Annotated in this window: 16 protein-coding genes; 7 read left to right on the top strand and 9 right to left on the bottom strand. The window is 58.9% G+C overall.

Annotation, left to right across the window (positions count from 1 at the left end):
- Positions 1-9 precede the first annotated feature (9 nt).
- Positions 10-354: a hypothetical protein gene (locus FHT92_RS12460; RefSeq protein ID WP_183825404.1), complete on the bottom strand. Its 345-nt coding sequence runs from the start codon at positions 352-354 to the stop codon at positions 10-12.
- A gap of 60 nt (positions 355-414) precedes the next feature.
- Here FHT92_RS12460 and FHT92_RS12455 point away from each other — a divergent pair, with 60 nt between their 5' ends.
- The 5 genes from FHT92_RS12455 (at position 415) to FHT92_RS12435 (ending at position 5,769) form a co-directional block, all read left to right on the top strand.
- On the top strand, positions 415-1,674 hold the full coding sequence (locus tag FHT92_RS12455) for an ABC transporter substrate-binding protein (RefSeq protein WP_183825401.1): 1,260 nt from the start codon (positions 415-417) through the stop codon (positions 1,672-1,674).
- Positions 1,675-1,889: 215 nt separating this feature from the next.
- A complete protein-coding gene (locus FHT92_RS12450) occupies positions 1,890-2,837 on the top strand; it encodes a carbohydrate ABC transporter permease (RefSeq protein WP_112541211.1) in 948 nt (315 codons plus the stop codon).
- A gap of 13 nt (positions 2,838-2,850) precedes the next feature.
- Entirely contained in the window at positions 2,851-3,693 is an 843-nt protein-coding gene (locus FHT92_RS12445; RefSeq protein WP_183825398.1) for a carbohydrate ABC transporter permease, read from the top strand.
- Positions 3,690-4,757, top strand: coding sequence for a Gfo/Idh/MocA family protein (locus tag FHT92_RS12440; RefSeq protein WP_183825395.1), 1,068 nt, complete (start codon positions 3,690-3,692; stop codon positions 4,755-4,757). The genes FHT92_RS12445 and FHT92_RS12440 overlap by 4 nt, the downstream gene beginning before the upstream one ends.
- Positions 4,758-4,767: 10 nt before the next feature.
- Entirely contained in the window at positions 4,768-5,769 is a 1,002-nt protein-coding gene (locus FHT92_RS12435; RefSeq protein WP_183740881.1) for an ABC transporter ATP-binding protein, read from the top strand.
- 139 nt (positions 5,770-5,908) lie between these two features.
- Here FHT92_RS12435 and FHT92_RS12430 read toward each other — a convergent pair whose 3' ends face one another.
- The 8 genes from FHT92_RS12430 to FHT92_RS12395 form a co-directional block, all read right to left on the bottom strand.
- Positions 5,909-6,514 (bottom strand): nucleotidyltransferase family protein, encoded by a 606-nt coding sequence (locus FHT92_RS12430; protein WP_183825392.1) that lies wholly within the window; start codon positions 6,512-6,514, stop codon positions 5,909-5,911.
- A gap of 334 nt (positions 6,515-6,848) precedes the next feature.
- Entirely contained in the window at positions 6,849-7,154 is a 306-nt protein-coding gene (locus FHT92_RS12425) for an NIPSNAP family protein (RefSeq protein ID WP_183825389.1), read from the bottom strand.
- 31 nt (positions 7,155-7,185) lie between these two features.
- Positions 7,186-8,523: an MFS transporter gene (locus FHT92_RS12420; protein ID WP_183825386.1), complete on the bottom strand. Its 1,338-nt coding sequence runs from the start codon at positions 8,521-8,523 to the stop codon at positions 7,186-7,188.
- Positions 8,524-8,686: 163 nt separating this feature from the next.
- On the bottom strand, positions 8,687-9,748 hold the full coding sequence (locus FHT92_RS12415) for an ABC transporter ATP-binding protein (RefSeq protein ID WP_183740870.1): 1,062 nt from the start codon (positions 9,746-9,748) through the stop codon (positions 8,687-8,689).
- A 12-nt stretch (positions 9,749-9,760) separates the two neighbouring features.
- Positions 9,761-10,549 (bottom strand): ABC transporter permease, encoded by a 789-nt coding sequence (locus FHT92_RS12410; RefSeq protein WP_183825383.1) that lies wholly within the window; start codon positions 10,547-10,549, stop codon positions 9,761-9,763.
- On the bottom strand, positions 10,546-11,439 hold the full coding sequence (locus FHT92_RS12405; RefSeq protein ID WP_183825380.1) for an ABC transporter permease subunit: 894 nt from the start codon (positions 11,437-11,439) through the stop codon (positions 10,546-10,548). Before FHT92_RS12405 ends, FHT92_RS12410 begins: the two co-directional genes overlap by 4 nt.
- Before the next feature lie 71 nt (positions 11,440-11,510).
- Positions 11,511-12,614: an ABC transporter substrate-binding protein gene (locus FHT92_RS12400; RefSeq protein WP_183825377.1), complete on the bottom strand. Its 1,104-nt coding sequence runs from the start codon at positions 12,612-12,614 to the stop codon at positions 11,511-11,513.
- 188 nt (positions 12,615-12,802) lie between these two features.
- A complete protein-coding gene (locus FHT92_RS12395) occupies positions 12,803-13,675 on the bottom strand; it encodes a MurR/RpiR family transcriptional regulator (protein ID WP_183740857.1) in 873 nt (290 codons plus the stop codon).
- Positions 13,676-13,851: 176 nt separating this feature from the next.
- Here FHT92_RS12395 and FHT92_RS12390 point away from each other — a divergent pair, with 176 nt between their 5' ends.
- Positions 13,852-14,622 (top strand): N-formylglutamate amidohydrolase, encoded by a 771-nt coding sequence (locus tag FHT92_RS12390; RefSeq protein WP_183825374.1) that lies wholly within the window; start codon positions 13,852-13,854, stop codon positions 14,620-14,622.
- A gap of 119 nt (positions 14,623-14,741) precedes the next feature.
- Positions 14,742-16,289 (top strand): amino acid permease, encoded by a 1,548-nt coding sequence (locus tag FHT92_RS12385; RefSeq protein WP_183825371.1) that lies wholly within the window; start codon positions 14,742-14,744, stop codon positions 16,287-16,289.
- The last annotated feature ends 40 nt before the right edge of the window (positions 16,290-16,329 follow it).

Here is a 16,329-nt window from a genome sequence, read left to right as displayed (position 1 = left end):
TAAAAATTTTTAATGAATTTTCTCGGCTTCAGAAGTTAATTTTGGCTGGACAATTGGTATTTTTTTGGCCTTAATTCCGGAAAAGGGAACAGCGTATCGAGGCATGTGAAAACCGGCAAAGAAAAACAGCGCCGGCCAGGTTTCGAGAAAGGTGCAGACGGTGATCGCAGGAGCCGGAATGGCTCGCGGAGGCGTGCGGTATCTTTCCAAGTTTTCCCTTATTTCAAGCGCCCGGTTCAGCGTATCGGGAGGGCGCACCGTTCGGCCGGAGGCTAGCGTCCTTCGTGTCGGCAGAGCTTCAGGGCCGCCAGTCTTGGCGGCTCTAAAAGGGGCGTTGGGTGTTTCCTCAGGCACGCCAACCGCTTGTTTCAGACCGAAAACAGCGCCTAGCGGCGCGTAAAACAGGAGAGGGAAATGAAAAACACTGCTCTGAAAAGTTTGCTGCTTGCCTCCAGCCTGCTGTCGTCAGCCGGCCTCGTTCATGCCGCCGACGTAACGCTCACCGTCGAAAGCTGGCGTAACGACGACCTGCAGATCTGGCAGGAAAAGATCATCCCGGCTTTCGAAGCTAAGAACCCGGGCATCAAGATCGTCTTCTCGCCGACCGCTCCGACTGAATACAACGCTTCGCTGAATGCCAAGCTCGATGCAGGTTCTGCAGGAGACATCATCACCTGCCGCCCGTTCGATGCCTCACTCGAACTCTTCAACAAGAAGCAGCTCGTCGACATCACCAGCCTGTCCGGCATGGAAAACTTCTCGCCGGTCGCCAAGGCTGCCTGGTCTACGGACGACGGCAAGTCGACCTTCTGCGTGCCGATGGCTTCGGTCATTCACGGCTTCATCTACAACAAGGATGCCTTCGACAAGCTCGGCATCGCTATTCCGAAGACGGAAGACGAGTTCTTCGCAGCCCTCGACAAGATCAAGGCTGACGGTACCTATATTCCGCTCGCCATGGGCACGAAGGATCTCTGGGAAGCCGCAACCATGGGCTACCAGAACATCGGTCCGAACTACTGGAAGGGTGAAGAGGGCCGCCTAGCGCTGATCGCCGGCAAGCAGAAGCTGACCGATCCCGCCTGGGTCAAGCCCTTCGAAGAACTTGCCAAGTGGAAACCCTACCTCGGTGACGGTTTCGAAGCCCAGACCTACTCCGATAGCCAGAACCTCTTCACGCTCGGCCGCGCCGCCATCTACCCGGCAGGTTCGTGGGAAATCGCGCTGTTCAACACGCAGGCTCAGTTCAAGATGGGCGCCTTCCCGCCGCCGGTTCCGAAGGCCGGCGACCAGGGCTACATTTCCGACCATCCGGATATCGGCGTTGCCCTGAACGCCAAGAGCACGCATCAGGAAGAAGCCAAAAAGTTCCTCACCTGGGTTGCTTCGCCGGAATTCGCAGACATCTATGCGAACGCACTTCCGGGCTTCTTCAGCCTGAACTCCAACCCGGTCAAGATGAGCGATCCGCTGGCTCAGGAATTCGTTTCCTGGCGCGGCCCGTATAAGTCGACCGTGCGCTCGACCTATCAGATCCTGTCGCGCGGTACGCCGAATCTCGAAAACGAGACCTGGGTTGAATCGGCTAACGTCATTAACGGCACGGACACCCCGGCCGCTGCTGCCGAAAAGCTCCAGAAGGGCCTCGACAGCTGGTACAAGCCGGGCAAGTAAGGTTTTGAAGATAAGGGGCGGCCTTTTGGACCGCCCCTTGTCGGCCTGCCGGCCATCTTGTCCCGCGAGGGGCAGGAGACTCGCAGCCGCCTCCTGGCCCGTGGTTTTCAGGTATGGGCATGGTCCGGCTCTCCGAAGAGGGAGAGGGGAATGAGGGGCAAGATTTTCACCTGCGCTGCGCCTTATGGTCCAGCCAATAAAAACAGGCAAAAGCCATGAGCGAAGCCGACACCGCCGTCGACGTGATCCCGATCAAGCGTCCCATTCGCTGGCATATCGGAATTTTCCTTCTTCCGGCCTTCATCGTCTATACGGCGATCATGATCCTGCCGCTGATCGAAACGCTCCGGCTTTCCTTCTACAATACGGTTGATGGCGCGCCGGCCTTCGTTGGCTTTGCCAATTACAAGGTTCTCTTCGGCGATGCCCGCTGGGTGCATGACTTCTGGAATGCGCTGCGCAACAACGTCATCTTCTTCATCATCCATATGTGCGTGCAGAACCCGATCGGGATTGCGCTTGCCGCACTTCTGTCGACGCCGCGGCTTCGCTTCGTTGCCTTCTACCGCACTGCTATCTTCCTGCCGACGCTGCTCTCCTTCGTCATTGTCGGCTTCATCTGGAAGCTGATCCTTTCGCCGATCTGGGGTGTCGCACCCTGGCTGATGAGCCTCGTCGGCTTGAAGTGGGCCTTCGCACCCTGGCTCGGCCAGTCCGGCCCGGCGCTGATCGCGGTGTCGCTGATCTCGAACTGGCAATATATCGGCATCCCGATGATGCTGATCTATGCAGCACTTCTGAGCATTCCCGAGGAAGTGATCGAGGCTGCCGAATGCGACGGCATTACCGGCTGGGCGCAGTTCTGGAAGATCAAGCTGCCGCTGATCCTGCCGGCGATCGGCATCATCTCGATCCTGACTTTCGTCGGCAATTTCAACGCGTTCGATCTAATCTATACCGTGCAGGGTGCGCTTGCCGGCCCTGACATGTCGACGGATATTCTGGGCACGCTGCTCTATCGTACCTTCTTCGGTTTCCAGCTGCAGCTTGGCGACCGCTCGATGGGCGCGACGATCGCGACGGTCATGTTCCTGATCATCCTCGCCGGCGTCTCCTTCTATCTTTTCGCCATCCAGCGGCGCATGCGCCGCTACCAGTTCTGAGGAGTGTGAGCCCATGTCGAACAGAGCGCGCACATCCCCCATCCGCACCGGCCTCGTGCATCTGGCGCTGATCGGCTACACGCTGATCGCCATCTTCCCGGTGTTCCTGACGATCGTCAATTCGTTCAAGGACCGAAATTCGATCTTCCGCTCTCCGCTACAGGTGCCCACGCCGTCCACCTTCAGCCTGATCGGCTATCAGACGGTGCTGGGGCAGGGTGACTTCGCCACCTATTTCCAGAACAGCTTCATCGTGACGATCGTTGCGATCTTCCTCGTGCTGCTGTTCGGCGCGATGGCCGCCTTTGCGCTGTCGGAGTATCGCTTCAAGGGCAACACGCTGATGGGTCTCTATATGGCGATCGGCATCATGATCCCGATCCGCCTCGGCACGGTCGCCATCCTGCAGGGCATGGTCGCGACCGGCCTCGTCAATACGCTGACGGCATTGATCCTCGTCTATACGGCGCAGGGTATTCCGCTCGCGATCTTCATTCTCTCGGAATTCATGCGCACGGTGTCCGACGACCTGAAGAATGCCGGACGCATCGACGGGCTCTCGGAATATGCGATCTTCTTCCGCCTCGTGCTGCCGCTGGTGCGGCCGGCAATGGCGACTGTCGCCGTCTTCACGATGATCCCGATCTGGAACGACCTCTGGTTCCCGCTGATCCTGGCGCCATCCGAAGCCACTAAGACGGTGACGCTCGGCTCGCAGATCTTCATCGGCCAGTTCGTCACCAACTGGAACGCGGTTCTGGCGGCGCTGTCGCTGGCGATCCTGCCGATCCTCGTTCTCTACGTCATCTTCTCGCGGCAGCTGATCCGCGGCATTACCTCGGGAGCCGTCAAGTGAGCCAATCCGACAAGCCGATCCGTGTCCTTGTTGCCGGCCTCGGCAATATGGGCCGCAGCCATGCGCTCGCCTATCACAACAATCCGGGCTACCAGATCGTTGGCCTCGTCAACCGCTCCAAGCCGAGCCAGCTTGCGCCGGAGCTGGAGCAGTACACTATCCATCCCGACTTCATGACGGCGCTTGCCGAGCTGAAGCCGGATCTCTGCTCGATCAATACTTATTCCGACAGCCATGCCGATTATGCCGTCGCCGCCTTCGAAGCCGGCTGCGACGTCTTCGTCGAAAAGCCACTGGCAACGACCGTTGCCGATGCGGAGCGCGTCGTGGCCGCGGCAAAGAAGGCGGGCAAGAAGCTGGTGATCGGCTATATCCTGCGTCATCACCCGTCCTGGAAGAAGCTGATCGAGGAGGCGCGGAAGCTCGGTGGTCCCTATGTCTTCCGCATGAACCTCAATCAGCAGTCCAGCGGGCCGACCTGGGCGACGCACAAGTCGCTGATGCAGACGACCTCGCCGATCGTCGATTGCGGCGTCCACTATGTCGACGTCATGTGCCAGATCACCGATGCCAGGGCAGTCGAAGTGCGTGGCATGGGCCTGCGCCTGTCGAACGAGATCGCGCCCGATATGTATAATTACGGCCATCTGCAGGTGCTTTATGAAGACGGTTCCGTCGGTTGGTACGAGGCCGGCTGGGGGCCGATGATTTCTGAGACAGCCTTCTTCGTGAAGGATGTGATGTCGCCGAACGGCGCCGTCTCGATCGTCATGGACCCGAATGCGAAGTCCGACGATATCGACACGCATACGAAAACCTCCGTCATCCGCCTGCATGCGGCAGAGACCGGGCCTGACGGCAAATTCATCCGTCCCGATCACGACATGACGATGGAAGGCGAACCCGGCCACCAGGCGCTTTGCGACCTGGAGCAGGCCTTCGTGCTGCGCGCCATCAACGAGGATCTGGACCTTACCCGCCATATGGATGATGCGGTGGCCTCACTGCGCATCTGCCTTGCCGCTGACGAAAGCGTGCGCACCGGCCGACCGGTTAGACTATAAGGAAAGACTAGTGGGATCGCTTCAACTGAAATCCATCCGCAAGGCCTACGGCAAGCACGAAGTACTGAAGGGCATCGACCTTGAGGTCAAGGACGGCGAATTCGTCATTTTCGTCGGCCCATCAGGCTGCGGGAAATCTACCCTGCTGCGGAGCATTGCCGGCCTGGAAGACGTCACCTCGGGTGCTGTCGTCATTAACGGCCGTGACGAGACGCTGACGCCGCCGGCCAAGCGCGGCATCGCCATGGTCTTCCAGTCTTACGCGCTCTATCCGCACCTGACGGTGAAGGACAATATGGGCCTTGGGCTGAAACAGGCGGGTACGGCCAGGGACGAAATCGAAAAGCGCGTCTCCAAGGCCTCTTCGATGCTGTCGCTGGAACAGTATCTCGCCCGCCGCCCGTCCGAGCTTTCGGGCGGTCAGCGCCAGCGTGTTGCGATCGGCCGCGCGATCGTGCGCGAGCCCGAGCTCTTCCTGTTCGATGAACCGCTTTCCAACCTCGATGCGGCGTTGCGCGTGCAGACGCGCCTTGAGATTGCTCGTCTGCATCGTAGCCTCAAGGCAACCATGATCTACGTCACCCACGACCAGGTCGAAGCCATGACGCTCGCCGACAAGATCGTGGTGCTGAATGCCGGTGCGATCGAGCAGATCGGCTCGCCGATGGAACTCTATAATCGCCCGGCGAATGTCTTTGTCGCCGGCTTCATCGGCTCACCGCAGATGAACTTCATCGCCGGCGATAAGCTGGGCGACGCCAATGCAAAAACGGTCGGCATCCGCCCCGAGCATCTGACGCTGTCGCGCGACAGCGGCACCTGGAAGGCGAAGACCGTGCATGTCGAGCATCTCGGTGCAGACACCATCGTCTACCTGGAATCCGAGCAGTGCGGACTCATCACCGCGCGTCTGTTCGGCGAGCACAAATATGAGCCGGATGAGATCGTTTATGCGACGCCGGATGGAACCCATATCCATCGCTTTGATGCCAACGATAAGGCGATCCGTTGATCGCAGCCGGAATGAAGGACGTGTTCGCATAAAGCCTTCCAACTCCAACTTGGCATTGTAGTCGCCGACCTTCATGACTTTCGGCAACTGATCGATGCATCGCCTAGTATGTAGGACCTTCACGATAAAGCGGAACGCGTTAATTGCGAACGTCCTGGTTATGGTCCATCGCCGTCGCGGTTTGACGATCAACGATCGTCAGCCACGGCCACCGCTGCAAGTATTCGGTGCATTTGATCAGATATAATTCGTGCTGAGGATTGAGAGGGTTCAGGCGCAGGATGCCGTTCCACATATCACCCAAGCCATCAGGAGCATAAAGGCTGCTGTCGCAAAGGCGAATGCCGATCCTTGTGCAGAGGGTGAGATAACGGTCGATGCCATCCTCCGCCTTCTGTAGGGCTGGATAGTCCGCTCCAAACTTATCCTTGTACCAGAGATGGACCCTGGCCTGATTCTTGATCTCCACCTTTGCGGGTAGATCGGCGACGGCCTGCTGCACCTGGCGAATGACGGCGTCTTCGGCATCCCATGATAGGTCGGAGTCATCGAAGTAAAAGATGTCGTAATCCTTTATCCCGTACTGAGGATCATACCCCGACTTCAGATTCCAAACGGTCTGCACGAGGCAGCCTGCGGTGAGAATGCCCTGGGGAATTTGGAGGGCGCGCAACCGGATCAACAATTGAGCATTTATAGGGTTGCGGAAGACGGACTCAAAGAATTGCTGCTCCGTAAGCGGCATAGCCCCTCCTTTGCTTATTTGCGTCGTGAAACTGTCGGCGCAAAATCCTGATTAAAGCGACAGTTGACGGAGCCAAATGCTTCATGAAGTTTCCGGCAAGATGCCTCACCTGAAAGAGCCGTGCTGCAAATGCTCGGCGTCAACATCGGCTTGAATGCCACCTTTGCCAAGACTCGGCCAGCGCGCAAGGCCCTTCGTTCGGCGACGTGATGGGTGAAGTCAGCGTCGAAAAAGCCGCCCATCGATGATGATCAGGCTCGCCATGACCAGGATCATATGGTGCTGTCTTATGCCGATCGGCCGGATTGATATGCCTGGACTGATTCCAGGGTGATCAGCCGAGAACTGGGCGCATGAAGCTGCGCTCATAGCTGATGATGCTGCGGTTACGCTTGTCGAGTTCGAAGGCAGCCTGGCATTCCGGGTCGCTCGTCATCCGGGTGCGATAGTCCTCATAGGCGGCAAGGCTCGGGAAGGAAAACAGCGCAACCGCAATGTTGTTGGCGCCTTCGGATGGCAGGAAATAGCCGTGATGGGTGCCGCCCATCCTGTTGACGATCGGGATCCAGAGTCGGGCATATTCCTCGAATTCAGCCAGCTTGTAGGGGTCGATCACGTATCGCAGGTAGCAGGTAATCATCGAAATATCCTGTCTTGGCGGGTTTGCTCGTTCAGGTGCGGGAGGCGAGGCGCTCCGTCAATTCCTCAATACCGACTTCAGCCTCGATGCTGTCTCCCCTGGCTAGAAGGTAGAGGCCGAGGCCGAAGGTGAGGGCGGCGATGAACAGCAGATAATAGGCATGCGCCATCGGGTTGATCGGCAGCAGGGCGGCGACGGCAAGCGGCGTCAGCCCGCCGAAGATCGCATAGGAGACATTGTAGGAAAAGGAGAGGCCGCTGAAGCGGACGCGGGCCGGAAAGGCGCGCACCATGACGTAAGGCACGGCGCCGACCATGCCGACGGCAAGGCCCATGATGGCGTAGAGTACGAAGAGAACCGTCAGCGAAACCGCGGCATAGCTGTAGAAGGCGAAGGTGGCGATGGCGAAGAAGATGCTCGAGACCAGGAAGAAGCGTCCGGAGCCGACACGATCGACGATGGCGCCGGCTGCCGCCGTGCCGAAGATCAGGAACAGCGTACCGAAGCTGGTGGCAGCCAGCGACTGCTGGGCGGTATAGCCATACTGCTTCTGCAGGAAGGTTGCCGTCATCAACGTCGTCACCACGATGCCGGCAGACAGGATCCAGGTCAGCAGGACGGAGATGACGACACCGCGGGGATAATCACGCAGCACAGCCTTCAGCGGCAGTTCCGGTACCAGCGAGCGGCTCTGTTTCATCTCCGAGAAGATTGGCGTTTCCTGCAGCCATTGGCGGAGATAGACGGCAACAAGGCCGAAGATGCCGCCGATGAAGAAGGGCAGGCGCCATGCATAGGCGGCGATATCGTCAGGCGTGAAAACCGTATTGATGATCGTGGCGATGAAGGAGCCGAAGAGGATGCCGAGCGTGAGGCCCGAGCAGAGAAAGCCGCAGGCAAAGCCGACGCGACGGAAGGGTACATGCTCGGCGACGAAGGTCCAGGCGCCTGGAACCTCGCCACCGATCGCCGCACCCTGGAGGATGCGCATCAGGATAAGAAGGACGGGGGCAGCGACGCCGATCGAGGCATAGGTCGGCATTGCGGCCATGCCGAGTGTCGAAAGTGCCATGAGCAGGATGGAGAAGGCGAAGACTTTCTTGCGGCCAAAGAGATCGCCGAAATGGGCAAGTACGATGCCACCGAGTGGCCGCACCAGGTAGCCGGCGGCGAAGATTCCAAAGGTCTGCAGCGTCACCAGCCAGTCCGGCATTTCCGGCGGGAAGAACAGCTTGCCGATCACGGCTGCGAAGAAAACGAAGATGATGAAATCGTAGAATTCCAGTGCGCCGCCAAGGGCGGAAAGGCCAAGCGTGCGGAAATCCTGCGAGGTCAGGCTGCGGGGAGCGGAGGCTGCGACTGATGACATGATGGGGCACTTCGTGGATCGGGAATGTTTGCTCCATGCGGCATGGTTCCCGCCACTTCAAGTTCTTTCTGGTGAAAGCTCCATCACGTTTGCTGACAGTGTTTCTACGAATGAAAAAGGCGCCGCATTGACGGCGCCCTCATCAAGAACGTTTTTCTTCCGATCAGTCGCGGATGACGAGAAGGTCGGCGGCCATGAAGCGGAGCGTCACGGTCTCGCCGGCAGACGGCGGCGTGACGCCGGGGCTGTTGAACATGTCGAAGGAGATGACGTTGCCGCCGACATTCATTCGGGTACGGATGACAGAACCCAGGAAGTGGGCGGAGACGACCTGACCGGTCAGAGCCGTATCGCTGTGTGTGCCTTCGGCAAGCGAACCGGCTTCGGGACGGAGTGCGAGTTGAACCGTATCGCCGGACTTGTAGGTCTGGACAGATTGTTTCAGCGTCACAGCCTGATCACCGATCTGGATCCGATTGCTGTCGGGATCGACGACCTTGGCCTCGATGAGGTTCAACGTGCCGACGAAGGAAGCGACGAAGCGCGTTGCCGGCGTATTGTAGATCTCAAAAGGCGTACCGATCTGGTCGGCCTTGCCGGCGTTCATGACGACGATGCGGTCGGAGATCGAGAGCGCCTCTTCCTGGTCGTGCGTGACGAAAACTGTCGTGATGCCAAGCGACTGCTGGATCTGGCGGATTTCCTCGCGCAGCGAAACGCGGATCTTGGCGTCGAGGGCAGACAGCGGTTCGTCGAGCAGCAGGACCTGCGGCTTGACGGCAAGGGCGCGGGCAAGAGCAACGCGCTGCTGCTGGCCGCCGGACATCTGGTAGGGGAAGCGGTCTGCCAGATGATCGAGCTTGATGAGGCCAAGCATTTCCTTGACTCTGCTGTCGATGTCCGGTTTGGGAGCGCCCGCGACTTTCAGGCCAAAGGCGACATTGTCATGCACCGTCATGTTCGGGAAGAGGGCGTAGGCCTGGAAGACCATGCCGATGTTGCGCTGGTTCGGCTTCAGCGGACGCTGGTCCTTGCCATTGATCGTCAGAGTGCCGCCGGTTGGCGTTTCGAAGCCGGCGATCATGCGCAGAACCGTTGTCTTGCCGCAGCCTGATGGTCCGAGGAAGGAAACGAATTCCCCTTTCTCGATAGTCATATTGAAGTTCTTCACGACCTGGGTCTGGCCGAAGGATTTCTGAATGTTGGTCAGTGTGAGAAAAGACATGAGCCAAATACCTTATGCTTTAGCCGGGCGGGCTTTGCCAAAGCGGGAAACGAGGTTGAGCAGGCCCATGCTGAGCCAAGTGATCGAGAAAGCGATGACGGCGAGCGCCGAAGGCTCATAGGCCTTGTTGGCGCCGACGAGCTGCAGGTAGGGACCGAAGGCTGGGCGATTGAGGAGGGCCGCGAAGGTGAATTCACCCATGACGATCGCGAGCGTTATGAAGGCGCCAGAGAGTACGCCGCTCATGACATTCGGGAAAATGCACTTGAACAGAATGGTCGTCCAGCGGGCGCCGAGGCTCTCGGCCGCTTCCGTCAGCGTGCGGACGTCGATGGCGCGCATGGCGGTATCGACGGCACGGTACATATAGGGCAGCGACAGCGTGATGTAGGAGAAGACCAGCAGGATATTGGTACCGCTCGTCGAACCTGTCAGGGGCAGGTAGGACGACGAGTTGTACATCCTCAGGTAACCGAAAACGATGACGATTGCCGGAATGACCAGCGGCAGCAGCGTGATGAATTCGACGACGGGGCGCATCTGCGGCAGGCGCAGCCGCACCCAGTAGGCCGTCGGCACGACCAGCAGCATGCCGAAGACGATAGTCAGAAGTGCCATCAGCATGGAATAGCCGAAGGTCTCACGGAATTGAGCGTCGGAAAAGACCGATTGATAGGCGTCGAAGCTGTATTCGCCGCGGCGCATGCGCAACGAAAACTCGATGGTGCCGATCAACGGAATGACAAAATAGGACGCGCCCAAAATGATGGCGATCCAAGCGCCGAGACGTTGAGCTTTCATTTCTGCCACCGTTCGGCGCGCATGCGCAGCATGAGGTAAAGGACGTTGGAGACGCCGGTGATGACGATCATGCCGAGCGCGATGGCGTATCCGAGGTTGGCATTGTGCAGAACATCGCCTCGGATCTGCGCATAGAGCAGGATCGGCACGATGTTCAGCGAACTGCCGGTCAGTGCAAAGGCGGTAGCAATGGCGCCGAAGGCATTGGCAAAGAGCAGCAGCGTCGTGCCGAGCAGGCTCGGCCAGAGGATCGGTAGCGCGACCATGGTCCAGTACTGGCGGTTGGTAGCGCCGAGAATCTGCGCGGCTTCGCGCCATTCCTTCTTCATACCGTCGAGTGCCGGCGTCAGTATCAGCACCATCAGCGGGATCTGGAAATACATGTAGGTGATGGTGAGGCCGAAGAAGGACAGCAGGTTGAAGCCGGTGCCGTAGAGATTGAAATCAAGATATTCACGCAGCAGGACCGTCACAAGGCCGGTGCGGCCGAGTGTTGCCAGAAAGGCGAAGGCGAGCGGCACGCCGGCGAAATTGGAGGCGACGCCGGAGAAGGTCAGCAGCGTCGAGCGCACGGAGGCGGGCAGGCCACCGAGCACGACGGCCCAGGCGAGGAAGAAGCCGATGAGCGCGCCGCCGAGAGCAGACGCCACTGAGACGCGGATACTGATCCAGTAAGCGCTCATGATGGATGGAGTAAAGAGATCGGCGATATTCTTCAGCGTAAGGTCGCCCTCGGGCGTTAGAAACGCGCCCGCCACAAGATAAAGCGTGGGGATGATCAGAAATAGCAGGGAGAAAATAATGAAGGGTGCAATGCCCAGCCAGTCGATCACGCGATCTCTGTTGATCAAGGGGGCAGTGCTCACCATAGGCGTTGAAACCGTGCTCATGGAAAAGCTCATCCTGGGGCGTCGGAGTGAGAAAACCTCCCCGCCTTCAGGCGGGGAGGCAGGATCAGGGGTTACTTGACGCTGGCGCCGACGACGGAATCCCAGTTCTTGGTGATGGCTTCCTTGCCTGCTGCCTGCTCTTCGAGCGTCGGGAAGACGGCCTTTTCATAGGCTGCCGCCGGCGGCAGCTTGTCGAGCAATTCCTTCGGGATCTTGTTGTTCTTGGCAAGATCGTTGAAGCGGATCGGATGGCAATAGCCCTTCAGCCAGCCGAGCTGACCTTCGTCGGAATAGAGGTATTCCATCCAGAGCTTGGCGGCGTTCGGGTGCGGAGCGAAGGCGGAGATGGCCTGGACGTAGACGCCGGCAACGACGCCCGTCTTCGGAACGACGACTTCGAAGGGAGGATTGCCCTTCAGGCTTTCACCCCAGGAGAGCGCGTTGTAATCCCAGGCGATGATGATCGGCGTGGAGCCCTGCGCGAACGGAGCAGCCTTGCCGACAACAGGTACGAAGTTGCCGGCCTTGTTCAGTTCGGCGAAGAACTTCAGACCTTCTTCTCCTGCCTTGGCAGCGTCACCGCCGGAAGCGGAAAGACCGGCCGCATAAACGCCCTGGACAGCCTGGTTGGCGGTGCGGGGATCGCCGGCGAGCGCGACGGTATTCGCATAGTCGCTCTTCTTCAGATCAGCCCAATCAGCCGGCGACTGCTTGACCAGATCCTTGTTCACAAGGAACGACAGAACGCCGTAATAGTCGCCATACCAGTAGCCTTCGGGATCCTTGGCGGTATCCGGAATAGAATCCCAGGTGGAGACCTTGTAAGGCTGGATCAGGCCGTCTTTCTTGGCGGACGGGCCGAAGGAGAGGCCGACGTCGATGACATCAGGGGCCTGCGGACCGGTGTTGCCCTTGTTAGCCTTGATGGCTTCGACTTCGTCGCCCGAACCCGCATCCGGGTTCAGTTCGTTGACTTCGAGGCCGTACTTGGCCTTGAAGCCGGCAATGACGTCGCCATAGCCGCACCAGTCGTGTGGGAGAGCGATCGTCGTCAGCGTGCCTTCCTTCTTGGCGGCAGCGATAAGATCAGCGCTCGGCTCAGCTGCTGCGATCGCAGTCGAAGCAACGATCATCGCAGTAGAAAGCGAGAGCAGTCGAGAAATGTTAGAGATCACTGTTGTTCTCCTTCGGGTTTTCAGTGTCCGATGTGCTGTTACTGTCGTTAGATGAAGCTTGTATGACAGTTGCGTGACGTTAATTTCGTCATGAATAGCAGGAGCTTGCGGCAGATGTTTTATTTGCGACAGGCTGTCCTGATTCCGCGAAATCCGTCTTTGTTTTTGCCCTTTTTTAGCTGTCCCTCCTAACCGGGTTTGCGGAAAAGCCGGGTCTGTTCGAACAGGCCTTCCAGCGTTTTCATGCGCTCCTTCGTCTCGTCCCAGGTCGAGTTCTGCACCGCCTCGATGAGCGCCTCGACAATGAAGAGTGTGACGACGGAGGAATCCCAGGCCGACGGCGCCTCGATCTGCACGCGAAAGACGTGACGGGCGAGCTTGGCGGCAGGCGAAGCCCATTGGTCTGTGAAGACGATGATTTCGGCTCCGCGTTTGCGGGCGGCGGTGGCGAGGCTCACCATCTCCTGCTCGTAGCGGCGGATATCGAAGATGATGAGCAGATCGCCCGGATTCATATTAAGGACGTATTGCGGCCAGCTTGACGAATTGGACGAGAGCAGCGCCGTGTTCGGGCGGATGACCTGCATATGGGTAAAGAAGTATTCGGCCAGTGCGCCGGTAATGCGTCCGCCGACGAAATAGAGCGTTCGTTTGCGGTCCGAGAGCAGGGCAGCGACGTCGTCAAAGGTTGCCGTATCGAGATCGGTGAGCGTTTGACGCAAATTGCCCATAATGGCATCGGCGAAGCGGTTCAATATATGTGTGCCCGGCGCGTTCTGGGCCCAGCGATCGTGCTTGGCGATCGGATTGGAAATCGTCGCTTCGACTTCCTGATGCAGATGCTGCTGGAAATCCGGATAGCCCTTATAGCCGAGCTTTTGGACCATGCGCACGACCGTCGGCGTGGAGACGCCGGCATTCTCAGCAATCGTGGTGATGCTGCCGAGGCCGGAGACGGGGTAGTTATCGAGCAGGCTTTCGGCCAACTGCTTTTCGGCGCGTGTGAGCACGCCAAGATGCGAATGAATGACGTCCGAAACGGTCTTAGCCGCGACACTCACGTGATTTTGCTCCCCGGGATGGTCTGATGCCACTTTCCCACTGAAAGTTAACAACGCTGTCACAATCCATGTCAATGACTGTCATGAAAAGAAATTTTCAGAGTGTGCTTGACACTGCGGTAAAGCTGAAGAATTCTTTTCTTATAAAGAATTTATTAAGCGATGGAGAGGTGCGGTTGGTGCTGGTTCAGCCCCGAATTCTCAGCGAAGCGGACGGTGATTGCGTTGCAATCGAACGCGTTCACGGCAAGAGTCCCGTGCTCATCATCTGCGAGCATGCATCCCGCACGCTTCCTGAATATTTCGGTAATCTCGGCCTGTCCGAAGAAGCGCTTTTAAGCCATATCGCCTGGGATCCGGGCGCGCTTGCCGTTGCCCGCGCCATTTCGGCTGCTCTCGATTCAACGCTGATCTATCAACGTTTCTCCCGGCTGATCTATGACTGCAACCGGCCGCCGAGCTCGCCGGGCGCCATGCCCGAGATCAGCGAAATTTATACGATTCCCGGTAACCAGGATTTGACCGAAAGCGAGCGCCGTGCCCGCACGGAAGCCCTCTACCTGCCATTCCACGATGGCGTGCGTGCCTTGATCCGCGACCGGCAGGCGAGGGGTCAGGACAGCGTCATCGTGACGATCCACAGTTTCACTCCTGTCTATAATGGCAAGCAGCGCGCCGTCGAGCTCGGCATCCTCCATGACGAGGACAGCCGGTTTGCCGACCGGATGCTGGAGTTTGCGGCCGAAGCACCGCTTTACCGCACCGAGCGCAACGAACCCTACGGACCTGAGGATGGCGTGACGCACACGCTGATCCTGCATGGCGTTTCCAATGGGTTTCGCAATGTCATGATCGAGGTCCGCAACGACCTCATCGCAGACGATACCGGCCAAGGGGTCGTGGCCGACTATCTAACAGGGCTCATCCAGAGAAGTTTGGAAGCCTGAGAAGAATAAGACCCCGGGGAGCAGTTTAACTGCGAACAGCCCGCAAGGCGAAAAGCCACGGGCACTATTGGCACAGGATCGGCCGCAATTCCGCGGACGATTGTCAACAGGGGGAAGTCATGTCGGACTATACCGAAAGTGATAAGAAGCAGGATATGCATATCCTGCATTCCATGGGCTATGCCCAGGAACTCGAACGGCGGATGAGCTCGTTCTCGAATTTTGCCGTTTCCTTCTCGATCATCTGCATCCTCTCCGGCGGCATCAACTCGCTGGCGCAGGCAACCGCGGGTGCGGGTGGTGCCGCCATCGGCATCGGCTGGCCGGTCGGCTGCTTTGTTTCTCTGGTCTTCGCCGTCGCCATGGCGCAGATCAGTTCCGCCTATCCGACGGCAGGCGGCCTCTATCACTGGGGCTCGATCCTCGGCAACCGCTTCACCGGCTGGTTGACCGCCTGGTTTAACCTGCTCGGCCTCGTCACCGTTCTCGGCGCCATTAACGTCGGCACCTATTACTTCTTCATGGGCTCCTTCGGCTCGAGCTATCTCGGCCTGACGGACACGACGACCGTGCGCATCGTCTTCCTGGTGATCATCACCGGCGCGCAGGCGCTCGTGAACCACATGGGCATCGGGCTCACCGCAAAGCTCACGGACTTCTCGGGTTATCTGATCTTTGCGACCGCGATCGCGCTCGCTGCCGTGTGCCTGCTTTCGGCCCCGTCCTATGAGTTTGGCCGTCTCTTCACCTTCGCCAATTATTCCGGCGAGGCAGGCGGTAATGTCTGGCCGGCGACCTCGGGCACATGGGTGTTCCTGCTCGGCCTGCTGCTGCCGATCTACACGATCACCGGCTATGACGCTTCGGCGCATACATCGGAAGAAACCGTCAAGGCGGCGCATTCCGTCCCGCGCGGCATGGTCTCCTCGGTGCTCTGGTCGGCTCTCTTCGGCTACATTATGCTGTGCGCTTTCGTGCTCATGCTGCCGAATATGGACGAAGCGGCAAAGCAGGGCTGGAACGTGTTCTTCTGGGCGATGGACACGCAGGTCAATGCGATTGTGAAGGACATTCTCTACCTCGCGATCCTCGTCAGCCAGTGGCTGTGCGGCCTTGCGACCGTTACCTCGGTCTCGCGCATGATCTTCGCCTTCTCGCGTGACGGCGGCCTGCCTGCCTCGAAGGGACTTTCGAAAGTCAGCCCGAAATACCGCACGCCGGTTGCCGCTATCTGGACGGGCTCGATCCTCTCGGTACTGTTCGTCTGGGGCTCGTCGCTCGTTTCGATCGGCGAAACGCCGGTTTACACGATCGTCGTGTCGTGCACGGTCATCTTCCTGTTCTTCTCCTTCGCGATCCCGATCGCGCTCGGCCTTTTTGCCTGGGGCACCTCGAAGTGGGACAAGATGGGTCCGTGGAACCTCGGTGAGGGCATGTTCAAGCTCTTCGCGGTTCTCTCGATCCTGGCGATGGTCCTGATCTTCATCCTCGGCATCCAGCCGCCGAACGGACCGGCGCTCTATGTGACGGTAGGCTTCCTGATCCTGACCGGCATCGTCTGGTTCGGCTTCGAAAGCCGCCGCTTCAAGGGTCCGCCGATCGGCGAGGAAGTGGCACGACGCCAGGCCGAAATCGCAGCGGCCGAAAAGGCTGTCGGCGAGCACTGATAGATCAAGGCTTCCCTCTCACATGGCGGGGCCGCGTCAC

The sequence above is a fragment of the Rhizobium sp. BK377 genome (assembly GCF_014193935.1).
Lineage (GTDB): Bacteria > Pseudomonadota > Alphaproteobacteria > Rhizobiales > Rhizobiaceae > Rhizobium.
Note: the sequence above shows the minus strand (reverse complement) of the source record. Positions and strands in the feature narration are given on the sequence as shown.